Here is an 18,361-nt window from a genome sequence, read left to right on the forward strand (position 1 = left end):
TGAGTCTCCCTTTTTATTGGATTAAGCTTAGCGTTGAGTCTCGCTTATAGCTTTGCAATATATTACTTAAATGTTGACCAGATTGGTGCGTGATCTGAAGGCTTCTCGATACCACGAAGCTCATAGTCGATACCAGATTCAATACACTTTTCCGCTAGAGAAGGGGTTGCCAAAATGACATCAATTCGTAGGCCACGGTTATCATCAAAACCGCGAGAACGGTAGTCAAACCACGAAAATTGATCGTTCACCTCTGGGTATAGCTTACGGAAGGTGTCCACAAAGCCCCAGTCTAGTAAGGTTTTCAACCATTCGCGTTCTTCAGGTTGGAATGAACATTTACCTGTTTTTAGCCAACGTTTACGGTTTGGCTCGCCGATACCGATATCTGCATCAATAGGGCTGATGTTGATGTCACCCATAACAATCAATTGCTCGTCGTTATTGTGATGATCGTTTAGGTAGGTCATCAGATCTTTATAGAATTGGCGCTTGTATGGGAATTTGGTTTCGTGGCTGATGTTATCCCCTTGAGGGAAATAGCCGTTTAGTACAGTGACCTTTTCGCCGTTTTCATTTAAAAACGTTGCCATGATCATGCGCTTTTGATGTTCCTCGTTATCCGTCGGGAACCCTTTTTGTACGTGTAGAGGCTCTTGCTTACAAAGCATTGCTACGCCGTAATGTGCTTTTTGACCATGAAAATACACTTTGTAGCCCATGGCTTCGACAGCTTCAATCGGGAATGCTTCATCGTGAACTTTAATTTCCTGAAGACCAATCACATCAGGTTGGTGTTTGTCGATTAGCGCTTGGAGTTGGTGCAGTCGCGCACGTAGTCCATTGATGTTAAAGCTGATTACTTTCATTATTTATCCTTTTTGGGGGCGTACTTTTTATGAATAGTATCATTGTGTAAGAGCACTGAAAACGAGTCTCGGTGAAAGGAGTGAAACGCTCTGAGCTACTTTGCTTTTAATTTGTTTTCTAAGTCGTTTTGCACGATCTTTAAAGCGTTAAGCGCAACTTCTGGATCTATCTCATTGCTCTCAAGCAAATAGATTAAATCGACAGCCAGTTTGATCTCTTCAGGTGCGTCATCTAAAGGCGAGGTTGGTTGATCAGCCATTATTGATGTTTTTCCCTATGTGTAATTTGGTTCTCTAGCTTAAGAAGTGCTGTTTCACAACGCGCTAAACGTTGCTCGGTTGCTAGTAATACTTTTTGAGCGTCGGCACGCATAAAACTAGGAGCGCTTTCGACAGCACGTTCTTTTTCTAACACCATCTCGCGCAAGCGTCTTGCCCACTCTTGATGTTGAGCGAGCTCCTGATAAAGCACGTTGATAGGCTTACGGAAATGGCTGCTATGTTTGATTTCATTCTTACGAATTTTAGTGGTAGAAATCTCGCGTTGAATCGCACCGATTTGCGCCACTAACCGTTCAGTGAGGTACTCAGCACGCAAAGCGGTGAGCTTACCTTCATTTTGCTCACGCACAATCGCACCCAGCGTGGCTTTTGCTTCTTTTACGCAAGGAGTAAGTAAGCGAGAGCGGCAACCAAATAAACGCTCATCAAAAAGCGGAACATGATGTTCGCCTCTTTGACGGTCAAGAACAGCGGCTTGCTTCGCCATTTGTTCTAGATTTTCCTGGAGTTGAGAAATGTTCATGACAAACCTACAAACCATGCGTCATAAGCCAATTTAATGGCTAGTATGCTGACGGCAGTAACAAATACAGGACGAATGAATTTAGAACCAAATCTAATAGCGGAGTGCGCGCCAACAAAAGCACCAGCCATTAAACATACTCCCATTGTTAAGCCTAGCACCCAGTTGATATGTCCGAGGAATGCAAAAGTGATCAAAGAGGTAAAGTTACTGGTAAAGTTCATTGCTTTTGCTAAGCCAGAGGCGAGCAAGATATTCAGCCGGTACAGCGCCATTGAACTTACTGTCCAAAAAGCCCCAGTTCCAGGCCCTGCGAGTCCGTCGTAGAATCCTATGGATAAGCCTTGCATGTACTGTTTTTTATGAAGTTTTGGGCAAGGCTCGGGTATTGGACTTTGATGAGCAGAGTGGGGTGTTTTATGAAAAACGGTATACAACGCTGCCGCCAAAATAACAAGCGGCAATCCTTTTTCCAGCCAATCCGTACTAATCGCATCTACAAATAGCGTACCTAATGTCGCTCCGACGAGTGTTGCCACGAATGCACGCCTCCAGCATTGAGGTTTGAATAGACGTTTTTTGTAGTACGTAAATGCTGCAGTAGAAGAAGCAAAGGTAGCGGCAAGTTTATTGGTGCCTAGTGCAATATGAGGCGGCAAGCCTAGCGAAAGTAGAGCAGGTACGGTAAGCATGCCACCACCACCGGCAACTGCATCAATAAATCCTGCGACAAAAGCGACAAGCGCCAACACCAACAGCATGGTTGGCTCAATCATTTCCATAAATGGTGATTCTTCTAATATTCTATTTTACGTTTAAATGGAGGTAGTGAGTCGATTAAGGCTTGTCCGTATCGCTTAGTGACTATGCGTCGATCAAGAATCGTTACTCTACCAGAATCTCTCTCTTTACGCAGTAAGCGACCTACGCTCTGGATCAGCTTTTTGCTTGCGTCTGGTACAGTTATTTGCATAAACGGGTTTCCTCCTTTTTTCTCAATGTATTCGGAATGAGCCTGCTCAACAGGGGAGGTTGGAACGCCAAATGGAATTTTTGTAATCACCAAGTTTTCAAGTAATTCGCCAGGTAAGTCTAGCCCCTCAGAGAAACTGCCAGTACCAAATAAGACGCTGGTTTTATTTGATTCTATTAACTTTTTATGTTTTTTTAGAATTTCTTGACGTGAGCTTTCACCTTGAACTTGCAACGCCCAGCCTTTTTTTATGAACTCCGAAGAGAGTGCCTTCGCGACTTGGTTCATCTGCCAATAGGATGAGAATAATACTAAGTTGGCTTTCTTGTCTTCCAAGTACTTAGGCAAGATCTCAATAAGATATTCAGTAAATTGAGGCGCTGGTGGTTCATATTTCATCGCAGGGATGAGTAATTCTGCCTGGTTTTGGTAATCGAATGGTGACGCAAGCGCTAAAAACTGAGTGCCTGATTCTGGTTTTCCATCAATACCAACCTGATGGCAAAAGTAATGGAAAGAGTTTAATGCACGCATCGTTGCGGAAACCAAAATGGCGCCAATACATCTGCTCCAAATCTGTTGGTCGAGTTGCCATCCAATTTCAAGTGGCGAAACACTCACAATGAAATCACCCTCGCGAACGGGGTGGGTTTCTAACCAGCGAGCTAAAGGCGCACCTTTTTCACGAGTTGGTTCAGCCATTAAATGCCATACTTGCGCTAAGTTTTCTAACCTTTGAATGTAGAAACCGAGCTCTGCAAGCGCTGGTTCAGCCAACCTTGTCGCAAGCTCCCCGTCTTTTACTCTTTCCGCAATAAGATCGGCAATTTTTGCCACACTCTGATTTGCTTTTTTGCTGGACTGTTTTAGTTCTTTGGATTGGTTCTCTAGCCACTCAGGTAGTTCACCGTGTTCGAAGCGGTAGATACCCTCTTCAAATTGGGCTGGGTCGAACTGTTTGGGCAATTGAGTCAGTGCCGGTATCAAGTTCTGAACCGCGTCTTGAAGGTCGTTGCGAAATCGAGCTACGCGTTTCTCGTCTGCGAGTGATGAAAACTTACTAATCGACTGATTTAACTTCTCAAGCCATGCTGCCGCGCCTTTTAAACTCGCAGATGCTGAAGCATGGTCACGAGCGACGTGAGGTAAGTGATGTGCCTCGTCGAAGACGTATATTGTATTTTCTGGCTCAGGTAAAATCACGCCGCCACCTAAATCTGCGTCTGCCATGACGAGAGAGTGGTTAGCAATGATGACATCGTTTTTATCCAACTCTGAGCGCGCTTTTTGGAATGGGCAGCCGCGGTGGCCTGGTAAACTGTTATTGCAACTGTGTTTATCACTGACAATCAGTTGCCAAAGCTTATCGTCGATGGGTTTAGGCCAAGAATCACGGTCACCGTCCCATTTACCTTGCGCAAGAGAGCGATGCATTGTTTCTAACAGCTCTATATCTTTTTGCTTAGGTTTGGTTTCAAACATGGCTAACTGGCCACCATCAGCACCGCTAGCAGTGGCGAGCTTTTCTGCACAACAATAGCGTTGACGGCCTTTTGCCAAAATAAAAGAAAACTCTCGGTCGGTAATCCGACGAAAAAGAGGGAGGTCTTTATTTATGAGCTGCTCTTGCAGAGCGACGGTCGCCGTTGAGATAACCACTTTCCTATTGTTATGTACAGCCACGGGAATGGTCGCCATTAGATAAGAGAGCGATTTACCAATTCCAGTCCCTGCTTCTGCAACGAGTATTCGGTTAGATTTGTGATACTGACCGCACAGCGTTTTTGCAATCTCTGCAACAAGGTAGTTTTGTGCTCTTCTAGGCACAAAGTTATCAAGTTGATCTTGAAGGTTTTGATAGCTATTACGAATCGATTTTTGAATGTTACTGGTCAGCATACGGGCCTCAAATGCGTTGGAGGCGAATAGTAGCACACATCACTAGTTGTACAGTAGTTCACAAAACGGAATGCTTTTATAAGGAATGTAGATCTCCTTCACAAAAAAATATTGAACCTTATCTTAATGAAATTAATTTCATTATATGAAAAATATAAAACTCCAACTTGGTCTGATTTGTAGGTTTTTATTCTTTTTTTGTTTTTTTAAAATTTACTTATTGGATTAAAAAACCATTTGTTAATAATTTTGTAAATTACAAATAATAATGGGGATTGGTTAGATGTTCGTCGAATAAATAAAGGTAAACTTATTAAGTTGTTGTTTTGTAATGGTATTTTGTTTTTTTTACATTGGTATTTAGAAAATTTGACAGCCAGAATAATCTTTTGCACTCTTAGCTCCAGATTTTGAGGAGGTGCTGTATAACGTTTTGTTAACGCTCTACCTCAAACATATAAAAAAGGGAACCGGACAAGGATATCCCGAACTAAGAAAAGGCAGTGGATTAATTATGAAAAAAACTCTATTAGCACTAGCTGTAGTTGCGTCTGCAACTTCAGTGAACGCAGCTGAAGTATTCAAATCTGAAGAAGGTTCTGTAGATTTCTACGGTCAGCTACGTCCAACTCTTCTATTCACAGAAAAAACTGATCACACAGCAGAGCTAAACACTAGCTCTTCTCGTACTGGTGTGAACGCGGTTTACGTTGTTGACGAAAGCCTAAAAGTTCTGGGTGAAGTTGAAATCGGTGTTGCTCTAGGTGACAACTACGACGCAGGTGCTGATTCAAGCGAGCGTACAGATGACTCTGTATACGTACGTCGCCACATCATCGGCTTTGATATGGGTGATATGGGTACTCTTCGCTTCGGTAAAGAAGGTACTTGGGCTGATGATGTATACTTCGCAGATTACTCTTACTTCTTCGGTGGTAACGCAGCGGAAACTGCATACGGTCACGCTTGGAACAACGATTCTCAAATCAAATACGCTTACGAAAATGACGCATTCTGGCTAAAAGCTGGTTACGCGCTAGGCGAAAAAGATTCTAACGAAGAAGTACTAGAAGTATTCGTTGGTAAATCTTTCAACGACCTATCTCTACACGCTGGTGTACTTACTGCGAACAACGACATCAACGTAACTAAAGAGAAAAAACTAGTTCTTAATGGTGTAGAGCAAACAGTTTCTCACACAGAGCGTACTGATAACGAAAACCTATCTTTTGAAGTAACTGCTGAGTACGCACTAAACGAGCACACTCTAGGTGCTACGTACTACTACAACGAAAACGAAGATAAGCTAGGTAAATCAACAGTTGATTCACACTACATCGTTGTAGCTGGTATGTTCGCTGTTGCTCCTAAAACAACTCTATACTCTGGTTACGAGTACCTAGCTCAGTCTACTGACGAAGCAGGTAAAGTAGACGCAGACTCTTCTTGGTTCTACGCTGGTGTTGAATACAAGTTCTCTAAATGGGCACGTGTATTCGCAGAAGCGGGTTACACTTTCGAAGGTACTGACTTCGACAACAAAGACACAGACGACGCAACTAACTTCGGTGTTGGTGCTCGTTTCTACTGGTAATCAATACCCAGTTTGATATTGTAAGACCCAGCTATATGCTGGGTCTTTTACTATGAAGATAAGGATGAAAAATTCTATGCAGTTATCATTAAAAGTGGCAATGGCACTGTCTATTTTTGCCAGTACAAACCTCTACGCTGCAACGACTTTAGTGGTTCCAGAAGACGTGAAGTTATTGGCCGTCAACATGGAGAAGCCAGATCTAGAAGGTGGTCTTTTTTCTAGTGAGAAGACAATCGAACTACCTGACGGAACGAATCAAATTGTCTTCAAATATCAACCTACATTTGAAATTAACGAAAACCTTAAGACGGTTTACAGTGATGTAATCGTTGCTAAATTTGATGCTGAAAACGAAAAGCTAACGTTTGAACTGCCAGAGTTTAAAACTCTTCGCCAAGCGCAAAACAACATCTCGCCTCTAGATTGGCAATTACTGGATACCAAAGGCCAACCTATTGCTTTGGTCGAAGATGTATTAGAGTCAGATGGTGTTCAAATTGGTCGTAATTACCCTCAAGAATCTCGTAACTACAATATTGCTGGCGGTATCGCGAGTGTTGCCGTTAGTTATGTAACTGTGAATCAGCATCAACAATCAGTAAGTGATATCGAGCCTCGAGTTGAGACTAGTGATACCCGTTCAACAGCCGCATCGAACGACAGCCCAATGGTTGATGTATTAAAGACGATGTACCAGAAAGCGTCTCCGGCGGAAAAAGAGGCCTTTAAAAACTGGCTCGCTGAGCAGTAATCCCTTAGTTCATTAGATAGGGCTTAACTGAAAAAGTATGAATCTAAAAAGCAGGCTTTAAGCCTGCTTTTATCTTTTCTGCTTGTTAGAGAGAGATTTCTCTCCATTCACCAGGCATTAGGTCGTTAAGGACGATATCACCCATCGAATGACGAATGAGGCGCAAAGTAGGGAAGCCAATGTGCGCAGTCATGCGACGCACCTGACGATTTCTTCCTTCAATAATGGTAATGGCTAACCAAGTGGTAGGGATATTTGCGCGAAAACGAACCGGAGGCGTTCTGTCCCAGACTTGTGGTTCTGGAATAACTTCAACTTCGGCTGGTAGAGTCATACCATCTTTTAGCTCTACTCCCTTTCTCAATTTTTCAAGATCTTGCTCCTGAGGAGCGCCATCAACTTGAACCCAATAAGTCTTCGGCGATTTTGACTTTGGCTGCGTTAGCTTCGCCTGCAAGATACCATCGTTAGTGAGTACCATCAAACCTTCGCTGTCTCGGTCCAATCGGCCAGCCGCATAGACATTTTTGATTGGGATATAGTCCGCTAACGTTTTGCGACCATCGCCATCGGTAAATTGACTGAGCGTATCGTAAGGCTTATTGAAAATAATGACTTTACGATCTTTAGGGGCCACTTTTGGCTTTTGGCTTTTTGTTGGGCGATTAGGGCGGCGGTCTTGCTGAGTACGAGTCTTCGAGCCATTGCGAGCTCCTGAGTGTTTAAAATGGCCCGTTTTAGACTGGTTACGACTGCGACCTTTTTCCTGACCTGTACGAGATGACATGTTAACTACCCTGCAAAAATGTAAATGAACTGTGTTTGAAAGTTTTAAGTTTTCTCATGATCGGATATGATTTGCGCGCCTAAAACTAACAAACGCGCACAGAATGATAGACTAATTCGTGTTATTTGTTTAATTATATCAGTGCACTCATGGATTCAGAGCTTAGAGCTTCAAACTACAACAAAGAGTGCGAACCGCATGTGGCGTTAGTGAGGAGACATGTACTGCTAACGTGCAGCAATGCGTCAATTAAACCAACTCAGACGCTGAGTTGATCAGCCAACAAGTTGATTAAAAAATAGGGAAATTTCATGCCTACAGAAAAACCTACAATTATCTACACCATCACTGATGAAGCGCCGGCGCTAGCAACTTATTCATTACTACCAATCATTCAATCATTCACAGCATCGTCTGGCATCAATGTAGATACTCGTGATATTTCACTAGCAGGTCGAATTATCGCTAACTTCCCAGAGCATCTAAAAGAAGAACAGCGCATGGGCGATGCGTTGACTGAGCTTGGTGAACTAGCTCAAACTCCAGAAGCAAATATCATCAAGCTACCTAACATTTCAGCTTCAGTTCCTCAGCTTAAAGCGGCGATTAAAGAGCTTCAGGCGAAAGGTTACGATTTACCAAACTACCCAGAAGAGCCGAGCACGTACGAAGAGAAAGCGATTAAAGCGGCTTACGACAAAATCAAAGGTAGTGCGGTTAACCCAGTACTTCGTGAAGGTAACTCAGACCGTCGTGCTCCGACTTCGGTTAAGAACTACGCGAAGAAAAACCCACACTCAATGGGTGCATGGTCAGCAGAATCTAAGTCTCATGTTGCGAGCATGTCAGACAATGACTTCTTTGGTAGCGAAAAGTCTACAACTATCTCTGGTGCAACAGAGGTCAAAATCGAGTTTGTCGGTAATGATGGTACAGTTAAAGAGCTTAAGTCTGCGTTCCCATTACTAGATAAAGAAGTCATTGATACTTCAGTAATGAAGAAGAAGGCGTTGGTTGAATTTTTCGAGAAAGAGATTGCTGAAGCGAAAGCACAAGACGTGCTGCTGTCTCTTCATATGAAAGCGACGATGATGAAAGTTTCTGACCCTGTCATTTTCGGCCATGCAGTAAAAGTTTACTATAAAGACGTTTTCGATAAGTACGGTAAGCTGTTTGAAGAGCTAGGTGTTGATGTAAACAATGGCATCGGTGATGTTTACTCAAAAATTGAGTCTCTACCTGAAGCGCAAAAAGAAGAAATTGAAGCGGCCATTCAAGCGGTTTACCAAACTCAACCAGAACTTGCGATGGTTGACTCTGATCGTGGTATCACAAACTTACATGTACCAAGTGACATTATTGTAGATGCTTCTATGCCAGCAATGCTTCGCTCTTCGGGTCAAATGTGGGGACCAGATGGTAAACAAAAAGACACCAAAGCGATGATTCCAGATCGTAGCTACGCAGGTATTTACCAAGCGGTTATTGATTTCTGTAAAGAGCACGGCGCATTTGACCCAACCACTATGGGGAGCGTACCTAACGTCGGCCTAATGGCTCAGAAAGCTGAAGAGTATGGTTCTCACGACAAGACATTCATTCTAGATGCTGCGGGTACTGTTCGCGTTGTTGATGCTTCAGATAACGTACTGTTAGAGCAAGCGGTTGAAGAAGGTGATATCTTCCGTATGTGTCAGGTTAAAGACGCACCAATCCAAGATTGGGTTAAACTAGCAGTGACTCGCGCACGTGCAACAGGTGTTCCAGCTGTATTCTGGCTAGATGAAAACCGCGCGCACGATGCTGAGCTCATCAAGAAAGTAAACGCCTACCTACCAGATCACGATACTGACGGTCTAGAGATTAAGATCCTATCTCCTGTTGAAGCTTGTAAGTACTCACTAGAGCGTATGAAAGCGGGCCTAGATACTATCTCTGTTACAGGTAATGTTCTTCGTGACTACCTAACAGACTTGTTCCCAATTCTAGAGTTAGGTACGTCTGCTAAGATGCTATCTATTGTTCCATTGATGAACGGTGGTGGTCTATTTGAAACAGGCGCTGGTGGTTCTGCTCCTAAGCACGTTCAACAAGTAGAAAAAGAGAATCACCTTCGTTGGGATTCTTTGGGCGAGTTCCTAGCGCTTGCAGCTTCGTTAGAGCATTTAAGTGTAGCGACAAACAATCCTAAGGCTCAGGTTCTCGCAGATACACTAGATAAAGCGACCGGTGAGTTTTTAGACACCAACAAATCTCCGTCACGCAAAGTGGGTGAGCTAGATAACCGTGGAAGCCACTTCTATCTTGCACTTTACTGGGCGAAAGCGCTTTCAGAGCAAACGGATGATGCGGATCTTGCTGCTGAATTTGCACCAATTGCAAAAGCGCTGTCAGAGCAGGAAGAAACGATCGTTGCTGAGCTAAATAATGCGCAAGGCGTGAAAGGTGAGCTAGGAGGTTACTACTTACTAGACGATGCATTGGTTTCTAAATTGATGCGTCCAAGCGAAACCTTTAACGCAATCATTAACAAGTAAGTTAGTGTTAAAAAACACGTCGTTTTCGGCGTGTTTCCTATCCTGTAAGTGCGTTGTACGTGTTCCTTTTGTAACACGTGCTCTAAATAGTAAGAAACCCGCTATCTTGGCGGGTTTATTTTTCTCTTCAAAACATCAACGTGGCGTTTCGAGAGCAATATTTTTATATTTCGACAGCGCTCTAATTATTTGGCTTGGCCTTCAAGAGGCACGACGCTACTCGCGTGACAGCCTTTGGGACCTTTTTCAATCTCGTAAGAGACTTGTTGGCCTGCTTTCAGTGTACGATAACCGTCCATCTGGATAGTTGAGTAGTGGGCAAAGATATCTCCCTCTTCTTCATCTGAACAAATAAACCCAAATCCTTTGGCATTGTTAAACCACTTTACTGTACCTGTAGCCATGCTTTACATCCCTCATGCATTTTTTACTGATGTTGTTACTGCAACCAAGTTATACCTTTAACTTGGTACTACCATTGTCAGCGAATGCCAACAAACGTCAAATCAATGATAAGTCACATTCATCAAACCACTTAAAGAAGAGAGGTTTCAAAATGATGATTTATGCATCGACACTTTCCACTGTAGTCAATGAATTTCGACAGTCAATAGCAGTGAGCAACAAACAGAAACATAATTGAAAACAAATCACTTTTGAGATTAACAAATTTGCAAACAGTTTTTCGTATATACGCAGAAGTTTAGTCAATTTGCCTATGAAGTGGCTCATACTGAAAAAGCCATACTGTCCGTGTTGCTTATGGGAGAAGAATCCTCTGACTGAATAAAAAATGAAGTTTTCGTGATAATTACCGTATTCTCAATGAGGAAGTGTGATCCAGATAGAAGATGATGGGGTGGTTTGCAATAGTCCGAAAGCAATAAATAGAAAGTTCTTTTATAAGAAAAAATGTGTAACTTATCGACAAGCATCTTTTATTTGCGCCGTATCAAGACGTGCATTAGTCTCTATATTAGGTAGCAACTTTTATCGTTCAAAGATCGAATTCGGTGCCATAACTCACTACACCGCGCTGCACGCTTGTGGTAGATTGTTTTTATAGGTCGAAAACATCAACCCTTTGATACGATATCTTTAGATTGCCATGAGTAAAAATTTTGAATGGGTCACTCCGGACTCTGATCTTCTGGAGCGAGAAAGTACGAAAGTCCAGCCACCTAAGCTGTACAATGTCGTACTCAATAATGATGACTATACACCTATGGATTTCGTCATAGAGGTGCTTGAGCGATTTTTCTCACATGATATTGATAAAGCAACTCAAATCATGCTTCAGGTCCACTATGAAGGAAAGGCAATCTGCGGCACATACAGCGCAGAAATTGCCGAAACAAAAGTAGCGCAAGTTACGATGTACGCAAGGGAAAATGAACATCCGCTACTTTGCACTATGGAGCAAGCGTAAACAAAGAAGACTTGCTCGAACAACCCCAGTTGTTTTTTCGGGAGGTACTTATGCTAAATAAAGAACTAGAGTCAAGCCTTAACGGTGCATTTGCTCGGGCGCGCGATAAACGCCACGAGTTTATGACTGTCGAACACCTCCTACTTGCATTGTTGGAAAATGATGCAGCTAAGGAAGCCCTTCTAGCTTGTAAGGCGGATCTTGACGCTTTACGCAACGAACTCGATATTTTCATCGATCAAACTACGCCTCTTATCCCAGATAGTGATGAGACGCGTGAAACGCAGCCGACTTTGAGTTTTCAACGTGTACTACAACGCGCCGTCTTTCATGTACAGTCGTCTGGTCGTAATGAAGTAACAGGCGCCAACGTGCTTGTTGCTATCTTCAGTGAGCAAGAGTCGCATGCCGCTTACCTTCTGAAGAAAAATGACATCTCCCGATTAGATATTGTTAACTTCATCTCCCACGGTATTACTAAAGCATCAGGTGCAGGTGAGGATTCATCATCAGACTCGTTTAGCTCAGAAAGTGTTGAAGAGCCTAATTCTGAAGAACGCCTAGAAAGCTTTGCGACGAATCTTAATCAAGTCGCTAAAGATGGAAACATCGACCCACTCATTGGACGTGATAAAGAGTTAGAGCGCACTATTCAGGTACTTTGTCGACGCCGCAAGAATAATCCACTACTAGTGGGTGAGGCAGGGGTTGGTAAAACAGCTATTGCGGAAGGTCTTGCATGGAGAATTGTCGAAGGGCAGGTCCCTGAGGTCATTCAAAACAGCGTGATTTATTCACTAGATATTGGCTCTTTGCTCGCTGGTACCAAATATCGCGGTGATTTTGAAAAACGCTTCAAGGCGATTTTGAAACAACTTGAAAAAGAAGAGGATGCCATTTTGTTCATCGATGAAATACATACCATCATCGGTGCAGGCGCGGCATCTGGGGGGCAAGTCGATGCAGCAAATCTTATTAAGCCTCTTTTGAGTAGCGGTAAGTTGCGTTGTATTGGTTCGACGACATACCAAGAATACAGCAACATTTTCGAGAAAGAGCGTGCGTTGTCTCGCCGTTTCCAAAAGATAGACGTTGTAGAGCCTTCATTAGATGACACAACTAAAATCTTGATGGGCTTGAAGCCGAAGTACGAAGCTCACCATGAAGTACGTTATACCAATAAAGCTCTGCGTGCCGCGGTAGAACTGTCGGCTAAATACATTAATGAACGCCATCTACCAGATAAGGCCATTGATGTCATTGATGAAGCTGGTGCGCGTAGTCGTCTTGCTCCTGCAAGCCGTCGTAAAAAAACGGTCGGAGTGGCTGATATCGAATCAATGGTTGCCAAAATGGCGCGAATTCCAGAGAAGTCGGTTTCTTCTTCAGATAAAGACATTTTGAAAAACTTAGATAGCAAAATGAAGATGTTGGTATTTGGTCAAGATAATGCGATTGATGCATTGTCCGAGGCGATCAAGCTGACACGTGCAGGTTTGGGTGTAGACAACAAACCTGTTGGTTCATTTTTGTTTGCAGGCCCAACAGGGGTTGGTAAAACAGAGGTGACAGTGCAGTTATCTAAGCTTCTAGGTATCGAGCTACTTCGTTTTGATATGTCTGAGTATGGTGAGCGTCACTCCGTAAGTCGCTTAATTGGTGCGCCTCCTGGTTATGTCGGTTATGACCAAGGTGGTTTGCTAACTGATGCTGTTATTAAGCACCCACATTCAGTCGTATTACTTGATGAGATTGAAAAAGCGCACCCTGATATCTTTAACCTGCTGTTGCAAGTCATGGATAACGGTACGCTAACGGACAACAATGGTCGCAAAGCAGACTTCCGTAATGTCATTCTTGTTATGACAACTAACGCAGGTGTGGCGGAAACCGAGAAGAAATCAATTGGTTTGATTCAACAAGACAACAGTCACGATGCAATGGCGGAAATTAAGAAGGTGTTTACTCCTGAGTTCCGTAACCGTCTTGATAACATCATCTGGTTTAACAGCCTTGATGAAAGCGTTATCCATCAAGTGGTTGATAAGTTCATTGTTGAACTGCAAGTGCAACTTGATGCGAGAGGCGTTTCAATGGAAGTATCGCAAGACGCTCGCCATTGGTTAGCACATAAAGGTTATGACAAAGCTATGGGGGCTCGCCCAATGGGGCGTGTTATCCAAGAACAGCTTAAGAAGCCTTTGGCTAACGAACTGTTGTTTGGATCTTTAGTTGACGGCGGTACAGTGAAGGTAACGCTGGTCAACGATACGCTTGAGTTTGAATACTTAAGTGAGAAAGAGACAGCGATGCATTAATCGTTAGTCGGTAACAAACGCAAAAGCGCACGAGAAGATCGTGCGCTTTTTTATCTGAACTAAATCGGAAAAAATTGTGCAATAAAAAACGGAGCAGCTTGCTCCGTTTTTTATTGCATCCGAAAATCAGAGATTAACGAGCGCGGAAGACGATGCGGCCTTTTGACAGGTCGTATGGAGTCATCTCTACAGTTACTTTGTCACCCGTTAGGATACGGATGTAGTTCTTACGCATCTTGCCAGAGATGTGAGCAGTCACAACGTGACCGTTTTCAAGTTCAACACGGAACATAGTGTTTGGTAGAGTGTCAAGGACAGTGCCTTGCATCTCGATTACGTCTTCTTTAGCCATTTAATCCTCTTTAGAAATTAGGCAATATTAGCGGGCTATATTCTGCCGCTAAATAGTAATTATGTAAAGTTGAGGCGTATTCTACCCTCGCCAACGCTGATTTACTAGCCTTTGGTGGCGTTGAAAGCGTGTTTTGTAGCTCATTGCTGGGCACTCATCAATCTGATATCCCAAATATAGCCACTGTTGTTTGTTTTCTTGGCAGTATTTAATTTGATAAAGCACTGCTAACGTGCCAAGAGATAACTCGTAGTCAGGGTCAAAGAAAGTATAAAAAGCACTCGAGCATTGTGGCATCAAATCTGTCACCGCAATGGCGAGCAATTGATCTGATTCATCGTAAATGTGTAAAAACGACGTTGTCAGCCAGCTAGTTTGAGCAAATCGAGCAAACTCATCACGCTTTGGTGGGTACATAGTGCCGTTTTTATGCCGTTTGCAGATGTACCGACTGTAAAGCTCAAACCATTCCTCATCCATTTCAGGTTTCATTTCCCAGCGTAAAAACTGTGCTTTATTAAGCAGCCTCTTCTGACTTTTTGATAATCTAACGTCTGGAATCGAGACTCGAATTGGCTGGCAAGCGGTGCAATGCTCGCAATGCGGTTTATATATGGTATCTCCGCTACGACGAAAACCGTTAGCCATGAGCAACTGGTAATTTTCTTCAGTATGCAGCCTTTCATCAAGCGCCACCGCAACCCGCTCTTGCCGTTCAGGCAAATAACTACAAGGGTGATTATTCGTCAACCCTATTCGAATATGTTGTATATCCGTACTCATACTGAATCCTGCAAAACTTGGGGCTGATAGGCATCAAATAGTGTTTGCTTTTCTCTTAAAGATAGTAGTTTTTGCATAAATTCGTCACGCTCAAGTTCAAATGCGCCAAGTGATGCCAAGTGAGAATTCATAACTTGGCAATCGATTAATTGACCTTGCTTTGACGCCAAATGGTTGCATAAGTACCACAATGCAATTTTGGATGCGTTATCTTTTAGGCTAAACATCGACTCCCCGCAAAAAAGTTGGCCCACGCAGATGCCATATAGTCCGCCAATCAGGTTGTTGTCATGCCATACTTCTACAGAGTGACAGTGACCAAGTTTGGCTAACTCAATGTAGGAAGTTTGCATTTCCTCGTTGAGCCATGTTTCCTCTGCAGGGCGTGTTGAAGAACATAGTCTAATCACTTCTTCTGTCGCGAAATTGAGTGTTACTTTATAGTTATGTTTACGCTGAAATTTTTTGAGACTTTTAGATGGCTTAAACTGCAATGGGTCAAACACAGCGCGCGGAGAAGGGCTCCACCATAAAATAGGTTCACCAGGACCATACCAAGGGAAAATGCCTTGATAGTAACCATTGAGGATTCTCATGGGGTTTAAGTCACCACCAAAAGCCAGCAAACCATTGGGGTCGCTGAGTGCTTTATAGGGTGAGGGAAAGTTGAACGTTTCATCGAGTTCAGTTAAATAAATAGCCATAAGAAGTCGTTACCAACATTGGAGTCAGAGGAGTTTATGATGACCTGGTTAAGAAATATCGTAAAAGTATGGCTTGGGATCATACTGTTTTTACCACTTGTCGCCAACGCAGCCTATGAAAGAAATGTTGCCAAGCCAGTTAATGAAGTAGTTTACGGGAAGATTGACTCTGTCCGTTATATTACTCAACAAGAGGTTGTTCAATCGAAAAGTAACGGTTGGAAGACACTACTTGGTGCCACTATCGGTGGTTTAGTCGGTAATCAATTTGGTGGCGGTACGGGAAGAGAAGTCGCGACGGCAGTGGGTGCGCTTGCTGGTGCCGCAGTTGCTCAAAACCAAAGTAATTACCAATACACGGTTGAATATAAGTTAGTTGAGCTACTCATCAAAGTGAAGGGTGATAAGCTAATTAATGTCATCCAAGATGTTGATAAAAATATGTTATTTAGTCGAGGGGATGAAGTTCGTATTTTATATTTTGATGATGGAGTCAGGGTTGATATCACTTATTAACCCTAGGTTGTTTTAGTCTAACGAAGCCTAATCAGGCATGTACAGTCGGGCTGGCTTATCGTCAAATAAAGTCGAAATAGTTTGCTGTTTCGCCGTGCTTCTTTCGCTCTGATTTACATCGCTGGCAATGCCTTTAATTCTGTATCTTTAGGCTACTTGAGGATATTCATAAATTAGCGCCGATTTACTCTGGTTTTGTCGTGTTTTTTTGGGTAGTCTGAATTCACGAAGAATTGTTTAGCCCTCATAAAAATCGTATGTTGAGGGCACAAAGGATTATCAACTTTTAATGGAAAGCCTAACGTTACAACCTATCAATAAAATTCAAGGGGAAGTGAACCTTCCTGGCTCTAAAAGCGTTTCTAATCGAGCTCTTTTACTTGCTGCTCTTGCTAAAGGCAGAACTCGCCTTACTAATCTCCTCGACAGTGATGATATTCGTCATATGCTGAATGCGCTGACTAAACTAGGCGTTCAATACCAACTTTCCGAAGATAAAACAGAATGTCTCGTTGAAGGCCTTGGGCGTCCGTTTTCTGTCTCAGAGCCGGTAGAGTTATTTCTCGGCAATGCTGGCACTGCGATGCGACCATTAGCTGCGGCTCTTTGTCTTGGAGAAGGGGAGTATGTACTGACGGGCGAACCTCGTATGAAAGAGCGTCCAATTGGTCACCTTGTCACGGCACTGAAAGATGCTGGTGCGAACGTTGAGTACATGGAAAACGAGAACTTTCCACCTCTCAAAATAATTGGTACTGGCCTAAAAGCAGGTACAGTTTCTATCGATGGGTCCATTTCAAGTCAGTTCTTGACCGCTTTCTTAATGTCTGCGCCATTGGCTGAAGGTGAAATTCGCATCAACATCGAAGGCGATTTGGTTTCTAAGCCTTATATCGATATCACCCTGCATATCATGAAGCAGTTTGGAGTCGATGTGATCAACAACGACTATCAAGAGTTTGTGATTCCAGCCGGTCAGCAATACGTCGCTCCAGGTGATTTCTTGGTTGAAGGTGACGCGTCTTCTGCTTCTTACTTCTTGGCGGCGGCAGCCATCAAAGGCGGAGAAGTTAAAGTCACGGGTATCGGTAAAAACAGCATTCAAGGTGATATTCAATTTGCTGATGCGCTTGAAAAAATGGGTGCAGAAATTGAATGGGGTGATGACTACGTAATTTCACGTGTTGGTCAATTAAAAGGCATTGATATGGATTACAACCATATCCCTGATGCTGCAATGACCATCGCGACAACAGCGTTATTTGCCGAAGGCACTACCGCTATTCGTAACGTTTATAACTGGCGTGTAAAAGAAACAGACCGTTTGTCAGCTATGGCGACTGAGTTACGTAAAGTTGGTGCGGAAGTGGAAGAAGGGGAAGATTACATCATCGTCAAACCTGTCTCTCAGTTAAAGCATGCTGCGATTGATACTTACGATGATCATCGAATGGCGATGTGTTTTTCGCTGGTGGCACTTAGTGATACGCCTGTGACGATTAACGATCCAAAGTGTACGTCGAAAACGTTCCCTGACTACTTCGACAAACTTAAGGCTTTAAGCTGCTAAATATTCTGACCTGAAACAGGAAAGCCAGAGTGAATAACACTCTGGCTTTTTTGTTTCCCAATACTATTTAACCAGCGTAAATTCCTTAGAAAGGTGATGCGCTAAGTATTTGAACATATTGAATACTGCAGTCGTATTTGAAGTTGGTAAACCTTTGTCATCAAGGAAGTATTCACCTTTAAAAACTAAAACACCTTCTTTTTCTTCTACACTTGTTGCTCGCATTCCCTCGATGTAATCATCGTGCTCTTGGATGATTTGGTTAGCGATCAAAAGAAGGTCGAACTCTTCGATAAACGTTCTATCAGACATATTCTTTCTACCATCCTATTCAGTTAAGAACGCTGAGTATACCTACAACTAAAATGGGTTTGCATGATTAATTCAGTCAATCGTTCAGTAAGACTAAACAGATCAATTTTTAGAGTATAAGCATGATGCGGAGGAAGATGGCAGAGTATTGAACGAAAC

18 protein-coding genes are annotated in these 18,361 nt (G+C 43.0%); 7 read left to right on the forward strand and 11 right to left on the reverse strand.

Annotated features, from left to right (window positions below; all coding sequences use genetic code 11):
* Window positions 1-62: 62 nt before the first annotated feature.
* From xthA to dinG, 5 genes are all read right to left on the reverse strand, one after another.
* Window positions 63-869: an exodeoxyribonuclease III gene (xthA, locus tag R7040_RS00280; RefSeq protein ID WP_005378433.1), complete on the reverse strand. Its 807-nt coding sequence runs from the start codon at window positions 867-869 to the stop codon at window positions 63-65.
* Window positions 870-964: 95 nt separating this feature from the next.
* Window positions 965-1,129: a pleiotropic regulatory protein RsmS gene (gene rsmS / locus R7040_RS00285; protein ID WP_005378432.1), complete on the reverse strand. Its 165-nt coding sequence runs from the start codon at window positions 1,127-1,129 to the stop codon at window positions 965-967.
* The gene (locus R7040_RS00290) at window positions 1,129-1,674 is read right to left on the reverse strand and encodes a primosomal replication protein (RefSeq protein WP_017820026.1); all 546 of its coding nucleotides are present in this window, start codon (window positions 1,672-1,674) and stop codon (window positions 1,129-1,131) included. The genes rsmS and R7040_RS00290 overlap by 1 nt, the downstream gene beginning before the upstream one ends.
* Entirely contained in the window at window positions 1,671-2,456 is a 786-nt protein-coding gene (locus R7040_RS00295) for a sulfite exporter TauE/SafE family protein (protein ID WP_115385848.1), read from the reverse strand. Before R7040_RS00295 ends, R7040_RS00290 begins: the two co-directional genes overlap by 4 nt.
* Before the next feature lie 14 nt (window positions 2,457-2,470).
* A complete protein-coding gene (gene dinG, locus R7040_RS00300) occupies window positions 2,471-4,546 on the reverse strand; it encodes an ATP-dependent DNA helicase DinG (protein ID WP_253658605.1) in 2,076 nt (691 codons plus the stop codon).
* A gap of 514 nt (window positions 4,547-5,060) precedes the next feature.
* Between dinG and R7040_RS00305 the strand changes: the two genes are divergently transcribed.
* Window positions 5,061-6,140, forward strand: a complete 1,080-nt coding sequence (locus R7040_RS00305) for a porin (RefSeq protein ID WP_005378424.1) — start codon at window positions 5,061-5,063, stop codon at window positions 6,138-6,140.
* Between the two features lie 76 nt (window positions 6,141-6,216).
* Window positions 6,217-6,894 carry a DUF2057 family protein gene (locus tag R7040_RS00310; RefSeq protein WP_017634732.1) on the forward strand — a complete coding sequence of 226 codons (678 nt, stop codon included), beginning with the start codon at window positions 6,217-6,219 and terminating at the stop codon, window positions 6,892-6,894.
* Window positions 6,895-6,979: 85 nt separating this feature from the next.
* Here the strand turns inward: R7040_RS00310 and R7040_RS00315 are convergent, their stop codons facing one another.
* Entirely contained in the window at window positions 6,980-7,681 is a 702-nt protein-coding gene (locus R7040_RS00315; RefSeq protein WP_005387874.1) for a pseudouridine synthase, read from the reverse strand.
* Between the two features lie 311 nt (window positions 7,682-7,992).
* On the opposite strand from R7040_RS00315, the gene R7040_RS00320 reads away from it, so the two are divergent.
* Window positions 7,993-10,218, forward strand: coding sequence for an NADP-dependent isocitrate dehydrogenase (locus R7040_RS00320; RefSeq protein ID WP_206954026.1), 2,226 nt, complete (start codon window positions 7,993-7,995; stop codon window positions 10,216-10,218).
* A gap of 185 nt (window positions 10,219-10,403) precedes the next feature.
* Here the strand turns inward: R7040_RS00320 and cspD are convergent, their stop codons facing one another.
* Window positions 10,404-10,622, reverse strand: a complete 219-nt coding sequence (cspD, locus tag R7040_RS00325) for a cold shock domain-containing protein CspD (protein WP_005378407.1) — start codon at window positions 10,620-10,622, stop codon at window positions 10,404-10,406.
* Between the two features lie 704 nt (window positions 10,623-11,326).
* On the opposite strand from cspD, the gene clpS reads away from it, so the two are divergent.
* Both clpS and clpA read left to right on the forward strand, forming a co-directional pair.
* A complete protein-coding gene (clpS, locus tag R7040_RS00330) occupies window positions 11,327-11,647 on the forward strand; it encodes an ATP-dependent Clp protease adapter ClpS (protein WP_005378419.1) in 321 nt (106 codons plus the stop codon).
* Between the two features lie 50 nt (window positions 11,648-11,697).
* On the forward strand, window positions 11,698-13,965 hold the full coding sequence (clpA, locus tag R7040_RS00335) for an ATP-dependent Clp protease ATP-binding subunit ClpA (protein WP_005387879.1): 2,268 nt from the start codon (window positions 11,698-11,700) through the stop codon (window positions 13,963-13,965).
* A 133-nt stretch (window positions 13,966-14,098) separates the two neighbouring features.
* On the opposite strand, the gene infA is transcribed toward clpA, so the two are convergent.
* From infA to aat, 3 genes are all read right to left on the reverse strand, one after another.
* Window positions 14,099-14,317, reverse strand: a complete 219-nt coding sequence (gene infA, locus R7040_RS00340) for a translation initiation factor IF-1 (protein ID WP_001040192.1) — start codon at window positions 14,315-14,317, stop codon at window positions 14,099-14,101.
* Between the two features lie 81 nt (window positions 14,318-14,398).
* Window positions 14,399-15,100, reverse strand: a complete 702-nt coding sequence (locus tag R7040_RS00345; protein ID WP_170890548.1) for an arginyltransferase — start codon at window positions 15,098-15,100, stop codon at window positions 14,399-14,401.
* Window positions 15,097-15,804: a leucyl/phenylalanyl-tRNA--protein transferase gene (gene aat, locus R7040_RS00350; protein WP_005378347.1), complete on the reverse strand. Its 708-nt coding sequence runs from the start codon at window positions 15,802-15,804 to the stop codon at window positions 15,097-15,099. Before aat ends, R7040_RS00345 begins: the two co-directional genes overlap by 4 nt.
* A 39-nt stretch (window positions 15,805-15,843) precedes the next feature.
* Between aat and R7040_RS00355 the strand changes: the two genes are divergently transcribed.
* Together R7040_RS00355 and aroA are read left to right on the forward strand one after the other, a co-directional pair.
* On the forward strand, window positions 15,844-16,320 hold the full coding sequence (locus tag R7040_RS00355; protein ID WP_005378348.1) for a glycine zipper 2TM domain-containing protein: 477 nt from the start codon (window positions 15,844-15,846) through the stop codon (window positions 16,318-16,320).
* A 289-nt stretch (window positions 16,321-16,609) separates the two neighbouring features.
* Complete coding sequence (gene aroA / locus R7040_RS00360; RefSeq protein WP_213866955.1) at window positions 16,610-17,890, forward strand: 3-phosphoshikimate 1-carboxyvinyltransferase; 1,281 nt, start codon at window positions 16,610-16,612, stop codon at window positions 17,888-17,890.
* A 63-nt stretch (window positions 17,891-17,953) separates the two neighbouring features.
* Here aroA and R7040_RS00365 read toward each other — a convergent pair whose 3' ends face one another.
* Window positions 17,954-18,202 carry a YciN family protein gene (locus R7040_RS00365; protein ID WP_005387884.1) on the reverse strand — a complete coding sequence of 83 codons (249 nt, stop codon included), beginning with the start codon at window positions 18,200-18,202 and terminating at the stop codon, window positions 17,954-17,956.
* Window positions 18,203-18,361: the final 159 nt, after the last annotated feature.

The organism is Vibrio sp. 1069 (assembly GCF_033340555.1).